We start from the raw sequence: 18,003 nt of genomic DNA on the forward strand, positions 1-18,003 counted from the left end.
GCCCCCCGCCCCCATCTCCGCGGCCACGTCACACCATCGTGAGCCGGCGGGCGGAAAGCGCTCGAAGCCGCTGTGCCGGGGAGGGCGGATCGTGCGCGGGAAGTCCCGGTGAGCGGGACCTGCCGCGCACGATGTCGGGGTGTGGGTTCTCCGCCCCCTGATGCCGCCGGCCCTCGGCGCGTCGGACCTCCGTCGGGTGGCGGTCAGCTGCCGGCGAGGGTGCGGCCGGCGGTGTGGGCGGCGGTGAGGGCGTTGGTGTGGTGTTGCTGGGCCAGGTCGCGCAGGGGTTCCATGCCGGGGGTGGTGGCGGCGAGGGTGAGCTCGCGCTTGATGACGGTCAGGTCGGCCTGCCAGATGTCGGCGAGGACCCGCTCCAGGTAGGGGGTGGAGTGGTCCCAGCCCTCGCGCGGGGTGCCGGGGCCGTAGCCGCCGCCGAGTGCGGTGGCCAGCACGGTGGGGGTGCCCTTCAGGAGCGGGGTGGTGGGGCCCGCGCCGGTGATGACGAGGTCCACCCAGGTCTTGAAGTGCTGGGAGACGCCGTAGTTGTACAGCGGGACGGCCAGGATCGCGGCGTCCGCGTTCTGCACCTCCTCGGCCAGGGCCGCGCCCAGGGCCAGCGCCTCGCGCTGGGCCGGGGTGCGGTCCGCCTCCGGGGTGAAGCCGCCGGTGGTGGCGAGGGTCCAGGCGTCGGCGGGTAGCGCGTCGGTGCCGAGGTGACGCCGGGTGACCGTGGCGCCGGGGTGGGCCGAGGTCCACTCGGCCTGGGCGATGTCGGCGATCTCGGAGCTGGCGGAGGAGCCGGGCAGGATGCTGGCGTCCAGGCGGAACAGGTTCATGGTCGTGATTCCTCAAAGGCGCTGGTGGTCCGGGGGTGGGGTCACGGCGGGGTCGCCGCACGCCAGCATAAACGGACTTCACCCCGCTTATATTCCTGCCGGTAGGTTGGTCCCGTGGATCGCTCCGTAGTGCCCTTCGGGAAGCCGCGCGCCGAGCGGGCCGACGCGGTGCGTAACCGGGAGCACCTGCTGCGGACCGCCCGCGAGATGATCGCGGAGCACGGCGTGGAGCGGGTCACGATGGACGGCCTCGCCGAACGCGCCGGCCTCGGCAAGGGCACCGTCTTCCGCCGGTTCGGCAGCCGGGCCGGCATCTTCCGGGCGCTGCTCGACGCGGACGAGCGCCGGTTCCAGGAGCAGGTGCTGTCCGGGCCGCCGCCGCTGGGGCCCGGCGCCGAGCCCGTGGAACGCCTCGTCGCCTACGGCCGCGCCCGGATCGCCTTCCTCGTGGACCGCCACGCCATCGCGCGGGCCTCCCTCGAGCGCAACCAGCCCGTCCCGGCCGGCGACCCGTCGATCACCCAGCCGCATCTCCGCGTGCTGCTCGCCCAGGCCGTGCCGAGTATGCCGAACCTGGACGGCGTCACGATCCAGCTCACCGCCGCGCTGGCGGGCCCCCTGCTGCTGTACCTGTCGCGCCCCGAAACCGACGCGAACCAGGCGGCGGAGACCGCCGACTTCCTCGGCGACGCCTGGCAGACCCTGATCGAACGCCTGGTCCGCTGACGCCGCGCGCGGCGGCCCCGACTCAGCCCGCGGCGCCGGTCCTGACGAGCGGCGCGTCCCACGTGAACTTCCGGAACCCGACGCCGTAGTACAGCCCGCGCGCCTCCGGATGCCCCGGCGCTCCCAGGCAGGCGACCGTCATGTGAGTGGCCCCGGCCGCCCGCGCCAGGCGCATCCCGTGCAGGAGCATCGCCCTGCCCAACCCTCGACGCCGGTAGTCCCGATGCGTCCCGACCGGCTCGAACTCGGCGGTCTGGTTCGCTTCGTCGAGCCACATGATCGTCGAGGCCGCCATCGTCCCGTCCGGCGCTTCCACCAGAACGTGCAGGTCGCCGCGATACCCCGCCGCCCGCCGGACGCCCCGGTAGCCCTCGGCCGTGTACGTCGAGAGAGTCCAGGCGTCCAGATGGGCCCGGACCGCGGCCTCCGGCCCGGCCTCGTCGGCGGTACGGAACCGGAATCCGTCCGGCAGGGCCGGCTGTTCCACGTCGGTGAGGTCCCGCTCGTTGCGCTGGGTCCAGAACCCCGTGTCGCCGAGCGCGGCCGGGTCGCCCTCGTAGCCGTGCGCCGCCCACCGCCGCAGGCCGAACGCGTCGGTGGCGCTCGGCAGCACCGTACGCCTGAGGCCCGCCGCCGTGCCCTCGTACCAGGCGATCACCTGGTCGACCAGCCCGGCGTGGTCGGGATGGACCTGGTACGCCAGATAGGCGCGGGTGACGTCCTTGACCGACCCGTCGCTCAGCCGCACCCGCCGCGGCAGATGGGCCCAGCCCCACGCCACCAGATCCCCGTCGGAGAACCACAGCCGACGCCGCCAGCTCGCGCCGTCGCTGGCGTGCCCCTTGCCCCAGTTCCAGGCCAGCGCGCCGAACGACGCGTCGGCGTTCATCAGGTCCGGGCGGATGGCCGTGACACGCTGCGCCAGACCCTGCATGAGCCGCACGTCCGCGGCCGTCACGAGCTCGACGTTCGCCATGGTGCGCACTGTGTCAGGGGGTCCGCGAGGCCGTCGAACCGTTTACGGCACTAGGTCCTGTCCGGTGGGGTCCAGATCTCGCCGGCGAGGACGTTGCGCATGCCGATCCAGAGCATGTTCATCAGGGAGGCCGTGACGCGTTCGGGCGACTGGTCGGGGTTGCGTTCCATCCAGTCGGTGAGCGAGTCGGCCGCGCCGACCAGGGCGTGGGCCACGAAGTCGGCGTCGCCGGCGCCGAGTCGGACGCCGGGCGCGCGGGCCTGGCTGATGCCGGCGTCGAGCAGGCCGGTGACCTCGGCCATCACCGAGCGCCTGACCTCCGCCAACTCGGCCGCGATCGTCTCGCTCTGGCCCGGCGCCTGACGGAGCAGCACCACCCAGCTGTCGCGGTGCGCGGAGACGAAGCCGAAGAACGCGGACAGTCCGGCCCACAGCCGTGCCTCGGGCGGCGCGTCGCCGGCCGAGGCGGCCTCCCGGAACGCCGTCACCAGCCGCTGCGCCTCGCGCCGCACGCACGCGACGAACAGCCCCTCCTTGGAGCCGAGGTAGAGGTACACCATCGGTTTCGAGATCCCCGCGAGGTCGGCGATCTCGTCCACCACGGCGGCGCGGTAGCCGCGTTTGGCGAAGACCCGCAGCGCCGCGTCGAGGATCTCCTGCTCGCGCACGCTCCGGGGCAGCCGGCGTCTCGGCTTGTCGGGGTCGGTCATCTTGCCAGGCTACTCACCCGACCCGTAATCTTACTCTTCGGTAAGTCTACTTTTTGGTAAGGAAGGGCGTGAGCGCGGTGCCCGAGAGCGAGATACCGGCCGAGATCGCGGATCTGGACTTCGCGAGCGTGACCCCCACGGAGTTCGCCACCCTGGTCAAGCGGCTGTCCGGGAAGGAGCTCGGCGCGCTGATGCGGGGCGAGCTGCGCGACCGGGTGCTCCGGGAGATCTTCGGCCGGATGGAGCGGCAGTTCCGGCCGGAGGCGGCCGGCGCGCTCGACGCCGTGATCCGTTGGGAGGTCACCGGCGCCGGCGACGAGCCCACCGTGGTCTGGGAGACGGCCATCGCGGACGGGACGTGCGCGGTGACGCCCGGCCGGTCCGACACCAGGGCGCGCGTCACCTTCGTGCTGGCCGACGCGGAGTTCCTCAGGCTCGTCTCGGGCAACGGAAACCCGGTCACGATGTTCCTCACCCGAAAGATCAAGATCTCCGGCGACATCGCCCTCGCCAGCTCGCTCACCCACCTCTTCGACATCCCCAAGGCGTGACGACATGACCGGCTTCTCTCTGGATCTCACCGAGGAACAGCGTGACCTGCGGGACTGGGTGCACGGTTTCGCCGCCGAGGTCGTCCGGCCGGCCGCCGCCGAATGGGACGAGCGCGAGGAGACGCCCTGGCCCGTCATCCGGGAGGCGGCCAAGATCGGCCTGTACGGGTTCGAGTCGCTGGCCGAGATGTTCGGCGACCCGAGCGGCCTGTCCCTGCAGATCGCCAACGAGGAGCTGTTCTGGGGCGACGCCGGCATCGGCATGGCCCTGTTCGGCACCTCGCTCGCCGTCGCCGGGATCTTCGCCGCCGGCACCCCCGAACAACTGGCCGAATGGGTGCCGCAGTGCTTCGGCGACGCGGACGACCCCAAGGTGGCGGCCTTCTGCGTGTCCGAACCCGACGCCGGCTCCGACGTGTCCGCGCTGCGCACCCGCGCCCGTTACGACGAGGCCCGCGACGAGTGGGTGCTCAGCGGCCAGAAGGCGTGGAGCACCAACGGCGGCATCGCGAACGTGCACGTCGTCGTCGCCTCCGTCGACCCCGAGCTGGGCTCCCGCGGCCAGGCCGCGTTCGTCGTGCCGCCCGGCACCGCGGGGCTGGTCGGCAACCGCAAGATCAGGAAGCTCGGACTGCGCGCCTCGCACACCGCCGACGTCTTCCTCGACGACGTGCGGGTGCCGGGACACTGCCTGCTCGGCGGCCGGGAACGGCTGGACGCCCGGCTGGCCCGGGCCCGGGAACGCGCCCGCGAGGCCCGGGAGGCCCAGGAGGCCCGTCAGGGCGGGAAGGGCGGCGAGGGCGAGAAGGGAGCCGGGGGCAGGGGCCAGGCGGCGATGGCCACGTTCGAGGTGTCCCGCCCCACCGTCGGCGCCCAGGCGCTGGGCATCGCCCGCGCCGCCTACGAGTACGCCCTGGAGTACGCGGGCCAGCGCGTCGCGTTCGGCCGCCCGATCATCGACAACCAGGCGATCGCCTTCGCCCTCGCCGACCTGCGCACCGAGATCGACGTGGTGCGGCTGCTGATCTGGCGCGCCGCCTGGATGGGCCGTAACGAGCGCCCGTTCACGGCGGGCGAGGGCTCGATGGCCAAGCTGCGGGCCGGCGAACTGGCGGTCACCGCCACGGAGAAGGCCATCCAGATCCTGGGCGGCGCCGGCTACAGCCGGGAGCACCCGGTGGAGCGGATGTACCGGGACGCGAAGATCTACACCATCTTCGAGGGCACCAGCGAGATCCAACGCCTCGTCATCGCCCGCGCCATCTCCGGCCGCCACATTCCCTGAGGCCCGGCCCGGTCCGATCAGGCCGGCCCGGGCCCACGCCCTGCCGGCGCGCCGCACGGGCCGAGCGAGCGCGCGAAATCCGTTGGCCGTCCGGCGCCGCCGTTGCCAGCATGTCCGGATGACATGGATCGCACCCGACGTTGAGCGGCGACCCCGCGCGGACCTGGCGGCCGGCGAGCGCGCCCTGCTGGAGGAGTTCCTCTACCGGCACCGCACCTATCTGCTGAGGAAGTGCGCCGGCCTCACCGCCGAACAGCTCAGGACCGCCTCCGTGGAGCCGTCCAAGCTGACGCTGCTGGGCCTGGTCCGGCACATGACCGGGGTGGAGCGCTTCTGGTTCCGGGAGAAGTACGCCGGGCAGCGGCCCGGCGACCCGTACCCGGCCGACGAGGGCGTGGACGGGGAAATCGACCTGGTCGCGGACGCCGACGCCGCGGCCGACCACGCCACCCTGCTCGCCGAGATGGACCTGGCCGACGCGGCCGTCGCCGGCCGGGACCTCGACGAACCCGTGGACGACCCCGAGGCGCCCACCGGCCTGGTCAACCTGCGCTTCGTCTACCTCCACGTCATCGAGGAGTACGCCCAGCACAACGGCCACGCCGACCTCATCCGCGAACGCATCGACGGACAGACGGGCTTCTGAACCGCGCCCTGGCCGGGCGTGGTGGTCCCGGGGCCGCGCGACGTGGGGTGCGGCGGCGGGGTCGGCGCGGGCGGCGTGAACGCCCGACGCCCCGTTGTCGACACGACCGGACCGCTGGTACAACCAGACCCCTGGCGACCGACGAACGGACAAGCGGGGGGACCTGACGATGACACGGATCGAGCTGAGGGCCGGCCTCAGGCACACCTCCCGGCTGCTGGTCGACGAGGGCCTGACCGTTCCCGCGGTGTCGGACGCGCTGCGGGGCTTCGCCGACATGCCGCGCGTCTTCGCCACGGCGTATCTCGTCGCGTTCGTGGAGAACACCTGCATCGAGGCGGTCGCTCCGCTGCTTCCGGAGGGGAACAAGACGGTCGGGACGCATGTGGAGCTCAGCCACAGCGCCGCGACCCCGGTGGGCATGGAGGTCACGGCGTTCGTCGAACTCGTGGAGGTCGACCGGCGGAGGCTGCGCTTCGCCGTCGAATGCCGGGACGCCCAGGACGTGATCAGCAGCGGCCACCACGAGCGGCACGTCATCGACGCGGCGACGTTCGACGAGCGCATGGCCGCCAAGGCGGCCACCAGCACCGCCACGACCCCCTGACGACGACGAGGGCGGACACCAGCCCCGCCCGTTCCCCCGACGACGGGGGAGTTGGGCTCAGGGCAGGGCCCTGGCCGGCGCCGGGTGGGGGTCGCGGAAGGTGAACGCGTCAGGGCCGGAGCCGTGTTCCCGGATGAGCGCGACCCGCTCCATCGCCTCGGCGACGCTCGGGCGGTGACCGGCCGGGATCCACCACAGGGCCTGGTGCGCCTCGGCCAGGCGCTGGAACCACTCGCGGCGGCGACTCAGCACGCGTAGGTGATCGGAGTGGTAGGTGAAGTTCCGCAGAGCCTCGACCGTTTCCCAGACCGAGCAGTTGATCAGGAACAGGTCGTCCTGCTCGTCGGGACGGAACCCGGTCGCGTCCGCACCCGCGTCGTCGACCATGCGCCACACGAACCCGGGGCTGCGATCGGCAAGCTCGTTGATCTCGGGCAGCTGGGCGACGAAGTCGGCCAACTCGGGGCCGTCCAGGGGGGCGACGATGCGGCCCACGTTGACCTGTGCGAGGTGAAAGCCAGTCATGCGCTCAGCTTGGCCCGACTCGCTTCTATAGTCAATGCTTCTTGTTTTTAGAGAGTGTCACGCAGCACCTGTCGGGACGCGGATCCATCGTCGGCGCCCACTGCCCGGGTGCCAGGCCCTCCAGCAGCGCGAGGTTCATCCCGCAGACCAGGGCCGGGAACTCGTCGGCCAGCGCGTGGAAGGGGCAGTTGCGCAGGCGCAGCGTCTCGCCGTCCCAGTAGGGCTCGTAGCCCCGGTCCCGCAGCACCTCGACCAGGTCGCCGGCGGTCGCGTCCGGATGCGCCGCGCCCGCGGCGCGGGCCGCCGCCATCAGCTCGCGGTCCAGGCCGGCGTTCTCCACCACCTCGGCGAGCAGCCGGCCGGCCGTGTCGTAGGACCGAGGCGGCAGGGAAACGGCGTGCTCACCGTCGGCACGCCGGTACACCTTCGCCGGCCGCCCCGCCCCGGGTCCCGTCCGCCCGGACAGCCGTCGGAAGGACACGTCCAGCAGCCCCGCCTCGACCAGCTTGTCCAGGTGGAAGGCGGCCAGCGACCGGGAGACCCCGACCGCCTCCGCGGCCGCGTCGCGCCCCACGTCGTCCGGAGCGGCGGCGACGTGTCGATAGAGCCGGCGGCGCACGGGATCACTCAACGCGCCCAGCGCCGCGAACGCGGAATCCTCGGCAGTCATCCGCCGATTCTATGACCAACGGAAGTGCTCGAAACAACGCCGTTCCCGTCCCCTCCCCGTCCCCTCCCCGTCCCCGGCCTCCGGCGACGGTGCGGAGGCCGGGGACGGGAGTGTGGGGGCTACCAGGTCTTGCCGGCCTGCTCCCGGGTGACGTGGTTGATCCGGTTGAAGAAGTTGGTCATCGCGATGTGCAGGGCGATCGCGCCCAACTGCTTCTCGTCGAAGTGGGCGGTGGCGGCCTCCCAGACCTCGTCGGTCACGCCCGGCGCGTTGTCCTGGATCCGGGTGGCGGCCTCGGCCAGCGCGAGCGCCGCCCGTTCCCGTTCGGTGAAGAACGGCGTGTGGCGCCACGTGACCACGTTGTGCAGCCGCTCGTCGGTCTCTCCCCGCTTCTTCGCCGCCGCGACCCCGCCGAACACGCACGGGCTGCAGCCGTTGATCTGGCTGGCGCGCAGGTGGACCAGTTCGAGTACGGACGGGTCGACCCCGCTGGCGTGGATCGCCTTGAGGAGGTGCTGGACCGCCGTGGTCACGTCGGGATGTGGCGGACTCGTCATGCGTGCTTCCATCGGTCGTGCTCCTTCGTCGGTGATGCTCGCTGGTGCCTCGGTTACCTGTGCGGGTCCGGGCTCGTCATCCCCATGACGGAGCAGCGCCGAGGAAGGTAACGACATGTCCGACAGCAGCCCGACGGACGACCCGACGCTCGGCCCGACGGACGGTCCGACGGACCCGGTGGTCGAGGCGTTCGAGGCCCAGCGCGACCGGCTGCGCGCGGTCGCGCACCGGATGCTCGGTTCGCACGCCGACGCCGAGGACGTGGTCCAGGAGGCCTGGCTGCGGCTCTCCCGCCAGGACGCGGCGTCCATCCACAACCTCGCCGGCTGGCTCACCACGGTGGTCGGCCGGATCAGCCTCGACGTCCTGCGGACCCGTCAGGCCCACCCCGAGGCGTCCTACGACGACCGGCTGCCCGAACTCGTGGTCACGGTCGACGACGGGCCCGCGCCCGAGGACGACGTGGCGCTCGCCGACTCGGTCGGGCTCGCGCTCCTCGTCGTCCTCGACTCGCTCGGGCCGAGCGAACGGCTGGCGTTCGTGCTGCACGACCTGTTCGCGGTGCCGTTCCACGAGATCGGCCAGATCCTCGGCAAGTCCACCGACGCCGCCAAGATGCTCGCCAGCCGAGCCCGCAGGAAGGTACGGGCGAACGAACGGCCGCCGGAGGGGGCGCGGGAGCGGCGCGAGGTGGTCGAGGCCTTCCTGGCGGCGGCCCGTCGCGGCGACTTCGAGGGGTTGTTGCGGGTGCTCGACCCCGAGGTGAGGCGGACCGTCCACACCGCGGGCGGCGTGGTCGTCACCCTCGGCGCGACCGAGGTCGCCGCCGGGGCACGGCGAGCCGGCGGCGCTGGCCCGCGGGGCCGGGCGGTGCTCGTCAACGGCCGTCCGGGCGTCGTGTCGTGGAGGGCGGACGGCTCCCCGCTCGCGATCGTCGCGTTCACCGTCGTCGTTGACCGGATCACCGAGATCACGGTCCTGGCCGACCCGGCCCACCTCGCGTCGCTGGACCTCCCCGGGCCACCGCCCGGGTAGGGCCGGAATAGTTCCTGGGCGCTCGACACGTCTGTTCGGTGAGGCGGCCGCCCGGCCGTCCCATCGAAGGGAGCGCACGTGGCACTACGAGGAACGCGAACGAGGCGAAGGCGGCGCGGGATGGCCGGCGTCGCGGTCTGCGCGACGTTGACGACGTTGACGGCGGTGACGGCGGTGACGGCCTGGAGCCCGGCCGGGGCCCAGACCGCCCAGGCCGTCCCGAGCGAGTCGGGCGCGGCGGGCGCGGCGGACGTGGCGACGGTGGCGCGGCAGGTCACCCTGCCGACGGGTGAGCGTGTGGTGTTGGACGAGCGGGGCGGGGTCGCTGGCGTGATCAGCGATGCGGGTTCCGGCACGGACCGCGCCGGTGGCCAGGAGTTGAGTGTCGACGGGTACGACACCCTCACCCGCGACGGGGAAACCCAGGTCATCCCGCACTCGGCCCGGGCGGGTATCGAGGACGGGACGCTGGACCCGGGCGCGTTCAACGTCACCAATCCTGGCCATGACCTGTCGTCTCCGGCGGGGCGGGACGCGGCGGAGACGGCGACGGTGACCGTCGCGCCCACCGACCGCGCGGGCGAGGCGACCGCGTCCTGGTACGCCAGGGTCATGGATCTGGAGACGTGGGAGCGGACCTACGTGGAGCCCACGGGCCCGGACGACGTCACGGTCGACATCGAGCTTCCCGTCGGGGAGTACGCGGTGTACGCCCTGGTCGACCGTCTGGAGGGCGGTGAGGCCGTTGGGGGCGACTGGTTGCTGATGCCGCACGCGTCGGTCACCGGGGACACCACGCTGGACCTTCCGGCCGCCGCCGCGAAGGACATCGACCTCACCTTCGAGGACGAGCCTTCCGCGTCGTCGTCGATGACGATCGCCTGGGAGATGCTGCCGCCGGGCGCCGACACGGGGTTCGGCGCCTCGTTGAGTACGCCCGGCCAACTGCCGGGCGGGATCGGGACCGCGCAACTCGGCGAGCCCTCCGAGGCGTACGAGCTCAACAGTTCGGTCTACAAGCGCGTGATGGACGGCGAGCGCGAGTTCCACGCCGCCGACGCCCGGTCGGAGGGGTTCTACACCGGCCTGACCCTGCACACCGACTGGCAGGACATGGCCAGGATCACCGTCGAGGCGGGGAAGACCCTCAAGGGCGACAGGGGCTTCCTGCTCACCACGCCGTCCGTCAACTTCTCCGTCTGGTCCGAGGACACGCTGTTGCCGATCGCCAGCGAGGTGTACGTCCGGGCGGACGACATCCTCTGGGAGCACAGCTTCCGTGCCACTAACGGTGCCCACGGGGCGTACACCACGGGCGAGATGCGCCACCGTCCGGGCGAGGAGCGCCGGGAGACGTTCAACACCGGTGTCTTCGGACCGGTGATCTCCACGGCGGACGACGGCCTGTTCCGGTCGGGGAACACCCTCCACGGCGCGGTCAGCCTGCTCGCCGACGGCGCCGGGCACCGCACCTGGGACCCCTCGGGTGAGGGCGAGGCGCTCTACGACGGCGCCGTGACCACGCTCTACCGCGACGGCCAGGAGTACGCCACGGCCGAGGGTCCCATCGATTTCGTGGAGTTCGAGGTGCCGGCCGAGGAGGCGGAGTACCGGCTGGTCACCTCGATCGCCCGGGACAGCACCGTCTCCTCGGTGAGCACCGAGGTCGTCGCCGAGTACACCTTCACCTCCGCGGCCGGCCAGGACGGTTCCGTGCCGGCGTACGCCGTCAGGTACGCACCCGAACTGGCGTCGGACAACACCTCGCCCGCCGGCGAGAGCGTCGAGGTCCCGGTCACCGTCCAGGGCTCGGCCGCCGGCGCGGACCCGGCCTCGCTGGACGTCACCGTCTCCGTGTCCCTCGACGGCGGCGCGACGTGGACGGAAACGCCCGTCCACGACGGGCGGATCACCGTCGACAACCCGCCGGCCGGCGGCAGCGTCTCGTTCCGCGCCGAGGTCACGGACCAGGACGGCAACACCCTGACCCAGACCATCATCGACGCCTACCGCACGCGTTGATCCAGCGCCTGCTCGACGCCCGGCCTCCCTGGCGGCGTCGAGCAGGCGCTCGTCCGTCATTCCGGGTTATCGGCCGTGGGGTCGGGCTCGGTCGCCTCGTAGGACTTCCAGGCGCTGACGCCGAGGCGTCCGGTGGTGCCGAGGTCGACGTCGCCGTGCGGCCGCACCCGCTGTGCGGGCTCGTCCGGCATGGGGACGACGTCGAGGTGGGCCCCGACGACCGGGGTGCCGGCCAGATCGTCGACGGTGTTGCGCCACAGCACGCTCGCCACCGCCGACTCCTCGGGCGCCAGGGTCACCGGCTGGGGCGGGTCGTCGAAGCCCTCGATCGTGGCGATCGACGCGGAGCCGTGCCGCACCTCGACGTCCAGGGCCCGCCATTCGTCGTCGAGGAGGGTGACGGCGGGGTAGCCCTCCACGGTGAGAGGGTCGACGCCGCAGTTCGTCACGTAGAGGGTCATCACCCGGAGCCCCATCGCGGCGTCCGCCAGGCCGGGACTGACGGCCAGGCCCGACTTGGCGCCACACGGCCGCGGCCCGCTCCGCGGCTGCTCAACCGACAGCCCGTACTGGTCATCGTCCCTGTCCGGCCGGTGGTCGGGCATCGGAACGTCCGCCACCGTGACCGCGTCGCCGCATCCGGCCACGACGCACCCAACGGCGGCCAACGCGGACAGACGGGCCCGGGCGGGCGGCGATATCGGCACCCGCCGATCCTCCCACGCGGGCGCCGCCACACCGTCGGTCTGCTACGAGGCCGTCGCGTGGCCCGCGAGGTAGAGCCGCAACGAGCACGGGTCCTCGGCCTCGACGAACACCTGCCGCCCCCAGTAGGCGCTGAGCCGGTGCGCCACGTCGACCAGCCGGCGGCGCTCCTCCGGCGAGTACGCGGGGAACCGGACCCAGCCGCGGTCGGCGATGGCGTTGCCCAGATCGTGGAAGAACACCGCCCGCACGCGCCGCTCCTCCTCGTCGGTCAACGGCGTGGACCCGCCCTCCGCCGGCTGCGGCGTCCGGACGTTGTACAGCTCCCGAACCACCGGCTCCCGCATGTCCCTCTGCTCCATGCCGCAGACCCTACGGCCGGCCGGGAGGCCCGGGGAGCCGGGCGACGTACCGCAGGGCCCGCGGCCACGGATCGTGGGCGAAGAGGTGCCGGGGCCGGTGCCAGTGACCGGCGCAGAACGCATCCAGGTCGAGGACGATCGGTCGCGTCGTGTACCCGGCCTCGGGCTCGGCGGCGCGCGTGACGGCCAGCAGTTCGGACGTCGGGGTCCACCCGTCGTGGTCGAACGCCCAGGCCCCGTCGCTCACGAACACGTGGCTCGGATCCCTCGCACCCCGCGCCCACAACCCGACGGGACCGAAGCCGGCCGCCGCCGCGGCGGGATGCGCCTCCAGAAACGCGAAGGCGAGGATGTGGCACGCGCCGGCCGCGAAGAACGCGGTGTCCTCCCGCCGCCAGGACAACAACTGATCCCGCCGCTCCGCCGCGGTCCGCCGGAACAGCGCGCTCGGCCGGTACACGGGCCCAGGTACGGGGGATGCACGAGCCGGCGGGTCATTCATAGTGGCACGCCGCCGGGGTCCCGCGCTCGCCGTCTTCTCCTTCTCCGTCATCCACCAGCTCGTGGCGCTCGACGGCTCCGCTCTCCGCCTCGGCGATCGACTCAAGCAGGTGGCGGGCGTTCGCAGGGGACCGCAGCAGATAGTCGGTCTCCCTGGAGCGCTTCGTAGTCCTCAAGGGAGATCAGCACGGCCGTGCCTTACGAGAGACGATCTCGATGGGTGTGCGGTCGTCGTTGACCTTACCGTCCGTTTGCAGCGGGATCCGCGTGCGGGGAAGCGGGCCAGGTGATGCTGAGGCTGAGTTGCGCGCCCAGTTCCCGGAAGCCCAGGGCGGCCGCCACCCGCCGGGATGCGGGGACCCGGGCTCGCCACTGCGGCAGGAGGCCGGCCGCGAGGGCGTGCGCGACCGCCGCCGAAGCCGTCAACCGGGCCAGCCCTCGCCCTCGCCACTCGCGCCCGGTGAGCACGCTGACGTGGGCCGCCCGGCCCGGCCACAGCTCGTACCCGGCAGCGGCGACCACCCGTTCGTCCTCCCGGACCACGAACGCCGGCGAGCTGATCGCGCCCAGGCTCGCCTCGCCCGCCTCCTCCGCGCCCACGGACTCCTCCAGCTCCCGCAGGTCCGCGTGGCCACCGGGCAGCCGTTCCACGGTCATGGCACCGCCGTCCCGCACGGGCCGGAAGTGGTCGGGCGACACGTACGCCAACGCCGCCGGGCCGAGCACCTCGGCCACCGGCAGCACCCGGCGTATCGCGTCCGCGTCCACGACGGCGCCTACGGGCAACGGAGCCAGAGCGTCTCGCACGATCCCGGCCGCCCGCTCGTTCGGCGCGGTCGCGATCGCCGATCCGCCCAGCGCGACCACCCCGACCCAGCCACCCGGACAGATGCCCGACTCCGGCGAGACGACCACGCTCAGGCTCCCCGCACCAGAAAACGACACCGACGCCCCCGCCCAGCCCTCCCACAGCCCTCGGGCCCCGGCCAGCAACGGATCTGTCGACATACCCCGACCCTGCCAGCCCTCAGACGGGACTGGCGAGCGAATTGGCCGGCCTCGGGGATCGCCCGGTAGAATTCGGGGACGGCGTCGACCCGCTCCGATGGGTTCGACGCTTTTTCCATGCCCAGCCTCGACCTCACCCCTCGCCGCGCCCAAGGCGCCCTCTTCCACACGCAGACCACGGAGCCGCGGGGCGACCAGTTACTGCCCCTAGGGATGCTCCGCGAGCGCCACCCGGATCTCCACGCACGTCACGTCGCCAAGTACGCGGGCCGCGAGCATCGCCTGCGCGAACGCGTCCTTCCCCTCGACTGTGCGTGGTCCGACGTCGTCTTCTTCACGCCCCTCGACCCCACGGTGCTGTTCGCCGCGGCGCGGGCCGCCGGCCGGCAGGTGGCGCACGGCCCGATCCGGACGCTCGACGCGGCCCGGCTCGACCCGGAGCGGTGCTGCGTACGCCTCATGCGCGTCACCCCGGGCGCCGCGACGGCCGACCCCGGCACCGAGGACGACTATCTGCCGCTCAGCACCGCCACACTGCGAGCCGTCCGCGAGGTGACCGACCGCGCCCTGGAACGACTCCGCACCCTCGGCCCGCACGACCCGCTCCTGCTGTTCGGCGACGTGCCGCACGTCCTCCACCGCGGACCGGTGCCGTTCAGGCTGTTCCAGGGGTAGCCGGAAGTAGGTGTGGCGTGAAAGCGACACAACCGCCACATCACCACGACAGTCGAACACGCGCGAGAGATCTCTGATGCTGAGGGGGCGCGTGATGCGCGGGATGGTGTTGGTGGGGGCGATGGTGGGCGTGGGTGCCCTGGTGGGAGCGGTGGGAGCCGCCAGCGCGGAGGAGCGTGAGAGCCGGGACACGGCGTCGTACGCCCGGCTCAGTGGGGACGTCCTGCTGTTCACGGCGGCGCCCGGGCAGGAGAACGGCGTGACCGTCATAGATGGCGCGATCTTCGACAGGCCCTCGCGTGTCTACATCACTGATTTCGTCCCGATCGAGCCCGGGCCTGGCTGTTCCTACATGTACCCGAACGACGACACGGTGGTCCTCTGCGACATCCCGACCGGCGGCGTTCAGGTGAGAGCCGGGGACGGCGAGGACAGCGTGAACATCGACCTCCCCGGCCCCGACATCGCGTGGGGCCAGAGCGGCAACGACCACCTTGACGGCACCGGTGAGGACACGCTCTACGGCGGCGGAGGTGAGGACTATCTGTACAACGCCGGCCACCAGTACGGAGGGCACGACTTCGACGCCCTCATCGGCGACGAGGGCGCCGACCACCTCGACGGAGGCACCGGGCCGGACAACATCTTCGGCGAGGGCGGCGACGATACCCTCGTCGGCTCCTCGGGCCGCGACCTGCTCAAAGGCGGCGACGGCGACGACGTGCTGCGCGGCGAGGACGACCAGGACCGTCTGAGGGGCGGGCCCGGCAACGACAGGCTGTACGGCGGCGTCAACGGCGACAACCTGTACGGCAACAGCGGCGACGACCTGCTCCACGGCGGCCCGGGCGTCGACTTCCTCTCAGGCGGCCCGGACGACGACGAGGTCCACCAGGACTGACGTACGAGGACCGGGCGGGGGCTACCAACCGCGCCGGCGGCACAATCGGGGGCGTGCACATCCACGGTGATCTGCGGGGCTCCGCGAAGTCGCTGGCGCGGGCGGGGCGCGTCGACGAGTTGCGTCGGCTGGCGGACGGTGGCGACGCGCATGTGGCGAGGGTGGCAGGGGCCGACGCGGGGGTTCGTCATCCGGCCATGCGCGGCGACCCCTGACCGGGGCGGGTGGGGAAAGTGGGATGCGGGCCACCCGTGATCGTGTGACGCTGCGCGGATGAAGCGCGAAGAGATCTCCACCCTGGCCCATGCTCATCATCCGATCTCCTCGCCGCTCGGCGACGAGAGCGTGCGGCGGTTGTTGGAGCGCGGCGTTCCGGCCGGGGAGGGGGAGGCGCGGCTGCTCGACCTCGGATGCGGTGGTGGGGAGTGGCTGCTGCGCGCGCTGACCGCGCACCCCGGGGCGCGGGCGGAGGGCGTGGACCTATCCGAGAGTGCGTTGGCCGCCGCCCGGGTGGCCGCGGAGGAGCTCGGCGTGCGGGACCGCCTCGTGCTGCACCGGCACGACGCCACCAGCTTCACCGCCCCGCACGCGTTCGACCTGGTGCTCAGCGTCGGCGCCGCGCACGCGTTCGGCGGGCTGCTGCCCACGCTCGACGCGGCGCGCAGGCATCTGGCTCCGGGTGGGCGGGTGCTGGTCGGCGACGGGTACTGGGCGGACGAGCCGTCGCCCGAGGCCGTCGAGATGCTCGGGGACTTCACCGACCTGGCGGGCACCGTGGACCGGGTGGTCGCCGACGGGTGGCTGCCGGTGTACGGGCATGCCAGCACGCGGCACGAGCTCGACGACTACGAGTGGTCCTGGACCGGATCCCTGACCGAATGGGCCCTGGACCACCCCGACCACCCGGACCGTGACCAGGCGCTGGCGGCCGCGGCCACCCACCGGGACGAGTGGCTGCGGGTCTACCGGGACGCCTTCGGCTTCGTCTGCCTGGTGCTGCGTCCGGCGGACGGCTGAGCCGGAAGGCTGAACCGGACGGGTCGACCCGCTTCCGATTTCTCCAAGACGGTGCGGGAGTGGGTTCCTAACCTGAGCGGAAACGTCCACTCAGCAGGGAGAACGCCATGTCCGTCACCAGGATCATTCCGTACGCAGACGGGGACGGAGACGGGAACGGGGACACGAGCGCGTCGCGGGAGTTCTACGTCGGCGTGCTGGGGCTTGAGGTCGCGATGCGGGATCCCGTGCTCGGGCTGCGGTCGCCGGATAATCCGAGCGCGCAGGTGCTCGTTCTCCCGCCGGGCATGGAGGATCCGCAGCCACGGTTCGGCGTGGATCTGGGCAGTCCGGAGGCGGTCGACGCGGCGCACGAGGAGGCGGTGCGGCGCGGGTTGCGGGTCGTGTACCCGCTCACCGAGGAGCCGTGGGGGGTGCGCCGCTTCTTCGTGGAGGACCCGGGCGGCACCGTCGTGAACGTGCTGGCGCACCTGCCCTGATCCCGCCAGCCCCGCCCCGCCCCCCGCGCGGTCGTCGGGCTCGCGCGGCCCGTCGTGGCGGGAGGCGGGCGATCACGGTGCTGGCACGTGCAGCGACAGGTGCGAGGACAGGGCGCGGAGGAAGTCCGGGGCGTCGAAGGCCGCGCCCGCGGAGGCGACGCCGGTGGTCCTGGTCCGGCCGGTGAGGACACGGTCGACGGCCTCCACCGCGAGCGGCGCGCTGACGGCGTAGATGTCCTGACCGGCGGCGGCCACGCGGCGTTCCGTGGAGCCGGAGCGGGCGAGGACGTCGACCACGAAGGTCTGCGCGGAACGGCCGCGCTCGTCTACGGCGGTGGGCGCCGGGGCGCCGGGAGCGGACAGGTCCGCCGCCGCGTCGGCGGTCATGTAGGTGCGCACCTCCGGGACCGCCAGGTGGCTGGGAACGGTGACGACGTCGGCCATGGAGAACTCGCCGATGACGCTCCGGGTGCCGAGGGGAGCGGGGAAGGGCCACTCCAGGGTCGGCAGGGCGTCGTCGTGGTACTCCAGCTTTCCGCCGGTGTAGCGGACCCGGCGGCCACCCCGTCGCCGCGCCGAGACCGCGCCCGCGGCGAGCGTTCCGGCCGTGGGGTGCCAACTGCTGAGGCCGTAGGCGACGTGCACCTCGTCCGCCGCCGTCCAGTCGCCCATCGCGGTGGTGACCAACAGGTCGCCGAGGCCGCCGTAGAAGGCCATCGCCGGCACCACCACGGTGCCCGCGGCTCTGGCGCGCTCCGCGAAGTGCGCGAACGTGTCGAGGTTCGCCTCGATCTCGGCCGCCACGTCGACGTACGGGATGCCGGCGCGCAGCGCCGCCTCGATCAGCGGGGCGGCGGTCGTGGCGAACGGGCCGGCGCAGTTGATCACGGCGGCGGCGCCGCGCAACGCGCGGTCGAGGGAGGCCGGATCGTCGACCGACGCCTGCCGCGTCTCGAGCCCCGGCCGGGTCCGCGCCAGCGCCAGCAGCTTGTCCCCGTCGCGGCCGAGGAGCAGCGGGACGTACCCGCGTTCGCACAGCTCCGCGACCACGAACCGCCCGGTGTGCCCGTAGGCGCCGAACACCGCCACAGTCCGTTCCCGTTCCCTGCCAGCCATGCCAGCTCCCGCGTGCTCGAAGTGATCCACCGCGGCAATCCTGTCGCCCCTGGCCACCCGCGCCCAGTGTCCGGAACGACATGACCCGTACA

At 72.7% G+C, this 18,003-nt stretch carries 24 protein-coding genes; 12 read left to right on the forward strand and 12 right to left on the reverse strand.

Features of this window, described 5'->3' with window-relative positions; translation table 11 throughout:
• Positions 1–203 precede the first annotated feature (203 nt).
• Positions 204–836 (reverse strand): NAD(P)H-dependent oxidoreductase, encoded by a 633-nt coding sequence (locus tag ABGB06_RS29355; RefSeq protein WP_347594883.1) that lies wholly within the window; start codon positions 834–836, stop codon positions 204–206.
• A gap of 114 nt (positions 837–950) precedes the next feature.
• Here ABGB06_RS29355 and ABGB06_RS29360 point away from each other — a divergent pair, with 114 nt between their 5' ends.
• Complete coding sequence (locus ABGB06_RS29360) at positions 951–1,562, forward strand: helix-turn-helix domain-containing protein (protein ID WP_347594885.1); 612 nt, start codon at positions 951–953, stop codon at positions 1,560–1,562.
• A 22-nt stretch (positions 1,563–1,584) separates the two neighbouring features.
• Here ABGB06_RS29360 and ABGB06_RS29365 read toward each other — a convergent pair whose 3' ends face one another.
• Positions 1,585–2,538: a GNAT family N-acetyltransferase gene (locus ABGB06_RS29365; RefSeq protein ID WP_347594887.1), complete on the reverse strand. Its 954-nt coding sequence runs from the start codon at positions 2,536–2,538 to the stop codon at positions 1,585–1,587.
• A 50-nt stretch (positions 2,539–2,588) separates the two neighbouring features.
• The gene (locus ABGB06_RS29370; RefSeq protein WP_347594889.1) at positions 2,589–3,248 is read right to left on the reverse strand and encodes a TetR/AcrR family transcriptional regulator; all 660 of its coding nucleotides are present in this window, start codon (positions 3,246–3,248) and stop codon (positions 2,589–2,591) included.
• Between the two features lie 68 nt (positions 3,249–3,316).
• Here ABGB06_RS29370 and ABGB06_RS29375 point away from each other — a divergent pair, with 68 nt between their 5' ends.
• The 4 genes from ABGB06_RS29375 (at position 3,317) to ABGB06_RS29390 (ending at position 6,337) form a co-directional block, all read left to right on the forward strand.
• Positions 3,317–3,799, forward strand: coding sequence for an SCP2 sterol-binding domain-containing protein (locus ABGB06_RS29375; RefSeq protein ID WP_347594891.1), 483 nt, complete (start codon positions 3,317–3,319; stop codon positions 3,797–3,799).
• A 4-nt stretch (positions 3,800–3,803) separates the two neighbouring features.
• Entirely contained in the window at positions 3,804–5,084 is a 1,281-nt protein-coding gene (locus ABGB06_RS29380; protein ID WP_347594893.1) for an acyl-CoA dehydrogenase family protein, read from the forward strand.
• Between the two features lie 118 nt (positions 5,085–5,202).
• Positions 5,203–5,730: a DinB family protein gene (locus ABGB06_RS29385; RefSeq protein ID WP_347594895.1), complete on the forward strand. Its 528-nt coding sequence runs from the start codon at positions 5,203–5,205 to the stop codon at positions 5,728–5,730.
• A gap of 169 nt (positions 5,731–5,899) precedes the next feature.
• A complete protein-coding gene (locus ABGB06_RS29390; protein WP_347594898.1) occupies positions 5,900–6,337 on the forward strand; it encodes a thioesterase family protein in 438 nt (145 codons plus the stop codon).
• A 57-nt stretch (positions 6,338–6,394) separates the two neighbouring features.
• Here the strand turns inward: ABGB06_RS29390 and ABGB06_RS29395 are convergent, their stop codons facing one another.
• The 3 genes from ABGB06_RS29395 to ABGB06_RS29405 all read right to left on the reverse strand — a co-directional run bounded on the left by ABGB06_RS29395 (position 6,395) and on the right by ABGB06_RS29405 (position 8,101).
• Positions 6,395–6,862: a DUF3291 domain-containing protein gene (locus tag ABGB06_RS29395; protein ID WP_347594900.1), complete on the reverse strand. Its 468-nt coding sequence runs from the start codon at positions 6,860–6,862 to the stop codon at positions 6,395–6,397.
• Between the two features lie 31 nt (positions 6,863–6,893).
• Complete coding sequence (locus ABGB06_RS29400; RefSeq protein WP_347594902.1) at positions 6,894–7,532, reverse strand: helix-turn-helix domain-containing protein; 639 nt, start codon at positions 7,530–7,532, stop codon at positions 6,894–6,896.
• Between the two features lie 119 nt (positions 7,533–7,651).
• Positions 7,652–8,101, reverse strand: coding sequence for a carboxymuconolactone decarboxylase family protein (locus ABGB06_RS29405; RefSeq protein WP_347594904.1), 450 nt, complete (start codon positions 8,099–8,101; stop codon positions 7,652–7,654).
• A 103-nt stretch (positions 8,102–8,204) separates the two neighbouring features.
• On the opposite strand from ABGB06_RS29405, the gene ABGB06_RS29410 reads away from it, so the two are divergent.
• Both ABGB06_RS29410 and ABGB06_RS29415 read left to right on the forward strand, forming a co-directional pair.
• Entirely contained in the window at positions 8,205–9,125 is a 921-nt protein-coding gene (locus ABGB06_RS29410; RefSeq protein ID WP_347594906.1) for a sigma-70 family RNA polymerase sigma factor, read from the forward strand.
• Between the two features lie 120 nt (positions 9,126–9,245).
• Entirely contained in the window at positions 9,246–11,147 is a 1,902-nt protein-coding gene (locus ABGB06_RS29415) for a hypothetical protein (RefSeq protein WP_347594908.1), read from the forward strand.
• Between the two features lie 56 nt (positions 11,148–11,203).
• On the opposite strand, the gene ABGB06_RS29420 is transcribed toward ABGB06_RS29415, so the two are convergent.
• The 5 genes from ABGB06_RS29420 to ABGB06_RS29440 all read right to left on the reverse strand — a co-directional run bounded on the left by ABGB06_RS29420 (position 11,204) and on the right by ABGB06_RS29440 (position 13,723).
• Positions 11,204–11,854 (reverse strand): DUF4232 domain-containing protein, encoded by a 651-nt coding sequence (locus tag ABGB06_RS29420; protein ID WP_347594910.1) that lies wholly within the window; start codon positions 11,852–11,854, stop codon positions 11,204–11,206.
• Between the two features lie 42 nt (positions 11,855–11,896).
• Positions 11,897–12,214 carry a hypothetical protein gene (locus ABGB06_RS29425; RefSeq protein ID WP_347594912.1) on the reverse strand — a complete coding sequence of 106 codons (318 nt, stop codon included), beginning with the start codon at positions 12,212–12,214 and terminating at the stop codon, positions 11,897–11,899.
• A 10-nt stretch (positions 12,215–12,224) separates the two neighbouring features.
• A complete protein-coding gene (locus ABGB06_RS29430) occupies positions 12,225–12,674 on the reverse strand; it encodes a hypothetical protein (RefSeq protein WP_347594914.1) in 450 nt (149 codons plus the stop codon).
• Positions 12,675–12,708: 34 nt separating this feature from the next.
• Complete coding sequence (locus ABGB06_RS29435) at positions 12,709–12,891, reverse strand: hypothetical protein (RefSeq protein WP_347594916.1); 183 nt, start codon at positions 12,889–12,891, stop codon at positions 12,709–12,711.
• Positions 12,892–12,955: 64 nt separating this feature from the next.
• Complete coding sequence (locus ABGB06_RS29440; RefSeq protein WP_347594918.1) at positions 12,956–13,723, reverse strand: GNAT family N-acetyltransferase; 768 nt, start codon at positions 13,721–13,723, stop codon at positions 12,956–12,958.
• 117 nt (positions 13,724–13,840) lie between these two features.
• Between ABGB06_RS29440 and ABGB06_RS29445 the strand changes: the two genes are divergently transcribed.
• The 5 genes from ABGB06_RS29445 to ABGB06_RS29465 all read left to right on the forward strand — a co-directional run bounded on the left by ABGB06_RS29445 (position 13,841) and on the right by ABGB06_RS29465 (position 16,795).
• Positions 13,841–14,398, forward strand: coding sequence for a hypothetical protein (locus ABGB06_RS29445; RefSeq protein WP_347594920.1), 558 nt, complete (start codon positions 13,841–13,843; stop codon positions 14,396–14,398).
• Between the two features lie 10 nt (positions 14,399–14,408).
• A complete protein-coding gene (locus ABGB06_RS29450; protein WP_347594922.1) occupies positions 14,409–15,299 on the forward strand; it encodes a calcium-binding protein in 891 nt (296 codons plus the stop codon).
• Positions 15,300–15,352: 53 nt separating this feature from the next.
• On the forward strand, positions 15,353–15,514 hold the full coding sequence (locus ABGB06_RS29455; protein ID WP_347594924.1) for a hypothetical protein: 162 nt from the start codon (positions 15,353–15,355) through the stop codon (positions 15,512–15,514).
• 58 nt (positions 15,515–15,572) lie between these two features.
• Entirely contained in the window at positions 15,573–16,316 is a 744-nt protein-coding gene (locus ABGB06_RS29460; protein WP_347594926.1) for a class I SAM-dependent methyltransferase, read from the forward strand.
• Positions 16,317–16,423: 107 nt separating this feature from the next.
• Positions 16,424–16,795 carry a VOC family protein gene (locus tag ABGB06_RS29465; RefSeq protein WP_347594928.1) on the forward strand — a complete coding sequence of 124 codons (372 nt, stop codon included), beginning with the start codon at positions 16,424–16,426 and terminating at the stop codon, positions 16,793–16,795.
• 72 nt (positions 16,796–16,867) lie between these two features.
• On the opposite strand, the gene ABGB06_RS29470 is transcribed toward ABGB06_RS29465, so the two are convergent.
• A complete protein-coding gene (locus ABGB06_RS29470) occupies positions 16,868–17,911 on the reverse strand; it encodes a saccharopine dehydrogenase NADP-binding domain-containing protein (RefSeq protein ID WP_347594930.1) in 1,044 nt (347 codons plus the stop codon).
• Positions 17,912–18,003: the final 92 nt, after the last annotated feature.

Source organism: Streptomyces sp. B6B3, assembly GCF_039871525.1.
In the GTDB taxonomy this organism is placed as follows: Bacteria; Actinomycetota; Actinomycetes; order Streptomycetales; family Streptomycetaceae; genus Streptomyces.

Bases quoted from the DNA above. Each gene is read 5' to 3' on its own strand.
- ABGB06_RS29355 (WP_347594883.1), bottom strand. From the start codon at position 836: ATGAACCTGTTCCGCCTGGACGCCAGCATCCTGCCCGGCTCCTCCGCC.
- ABGB06_RS29365 (WP_347594887.1), bottom strand. From the start codon at position 2,538: ATGGCGAACGTCGAGCTCGTGACGGCCGCGGACGTGCGGCTCATGCAG.
- ABGB06_RS29370 (WP_347594889.1), bottom strand. From the start codon at position 3,248: ATGACCGACCCCGACAAGCCGAGACGCCGGCTGCCCCGGAGCGTGCGC.
- ABGB06_RS29380 (WP_347594893.1), top strand. From the start codon at position 3,804: ATGACCGGCTTCTCTCTGGATCTCACCGAGGAACAGCGTGACCTGCGG.
- ABGB06_RS29385 (WP_347594895.1), top strand. From the start codon at position 5,203: ATGACATGGATCGCACCCGACGTTGAGCGGCGACCCCGCGCGGACCTG.
- ABGB06_RS29390 (WP_347594898.1), top strand. From the start codon at position 5,900: ATGACACGGATCGAGCTGAGGGCCGGCCTCAGGCACACCTCCCGGCTG.
- ABGB06_RS29395 (WP_347594900.1), bottom strand. From the start codon at position 6,862: ATGACTGGCTTTCACCTCGCACAGGTCAACGTGGGCCGCATCGTCGCC.
- ABGB06_RS29400 (WP_347594902.1), bottom strand. From the start codon at position 7,532: ATGACTGCCGAGGATTCCGCGTTCGCGGCGCTGGGCGCGTTGAGTGAT.
- ABGB06_RS29405 (WP_347594904.1), bottom strand. From the start codon at position 8,101: ATGGAAGCACGCATGACGAGTCCGCCACATCCCGACGTGACCACGGCG.
- ABGB06_RS29410 (WP_347594906.1), top strand. From the start codon at position 8,205: ATGTCCGACAGCAGCCCGACGGACGACCCGACGCTCGGCCCGACGGAC.
- ABGB06_RS29415 (WP_347594908.1), top strand. From the start codon at position 9,246: ATGGCCGGCGTCGCGGTCTGCGCGACGTTGACGACGTTGACGGCGGTG.
- ABGB06_RS29425 (WP_347594912.1), bottom strand. From the start codon at position 12,214: ATGGAGCAGAGGGACATGCGGGAGCCGGTGGTTCGGGAGCTGTACAAC.
- ABGB06_RS29440 (WP_347594918.1), bottom strand. From the start codon at position 13,723: ATGTCGACAGATCCGTTGCTGGCCGGGGCCCGAGGGCTGTGGGAGGGC.
- ABGB06_RS29445 (WP_347594920.1), top strand. From the start codon at position 13,841: ATGCCCAGCCTCGACCTCACCCCTCGCCGCGCCCAAGGCGCCCTCTTC.
- ABGB06_RS29460 (WP_347594926.1), top strand. From the start codon at position 15,573: ATGAAGCGCGAAGAGATCTCCACCCTGGCCCATGCTCATCATCCGATC.
- ABGB06_RS29465 (WP_347594928.1), top strand. From the start codon at position 16,424: ATGTCCGTCACCAGGATCATTCCGTACGCAGACGGGGACGGAGACGGG.
- ABGB06_RS29470 (WP_347594930.1), bottom strand. From the start codon at position 17,911: ATGGCTGGCAGGGAACGGGAACGGACTGTGGCGGTGTTCGGCGCCTAC.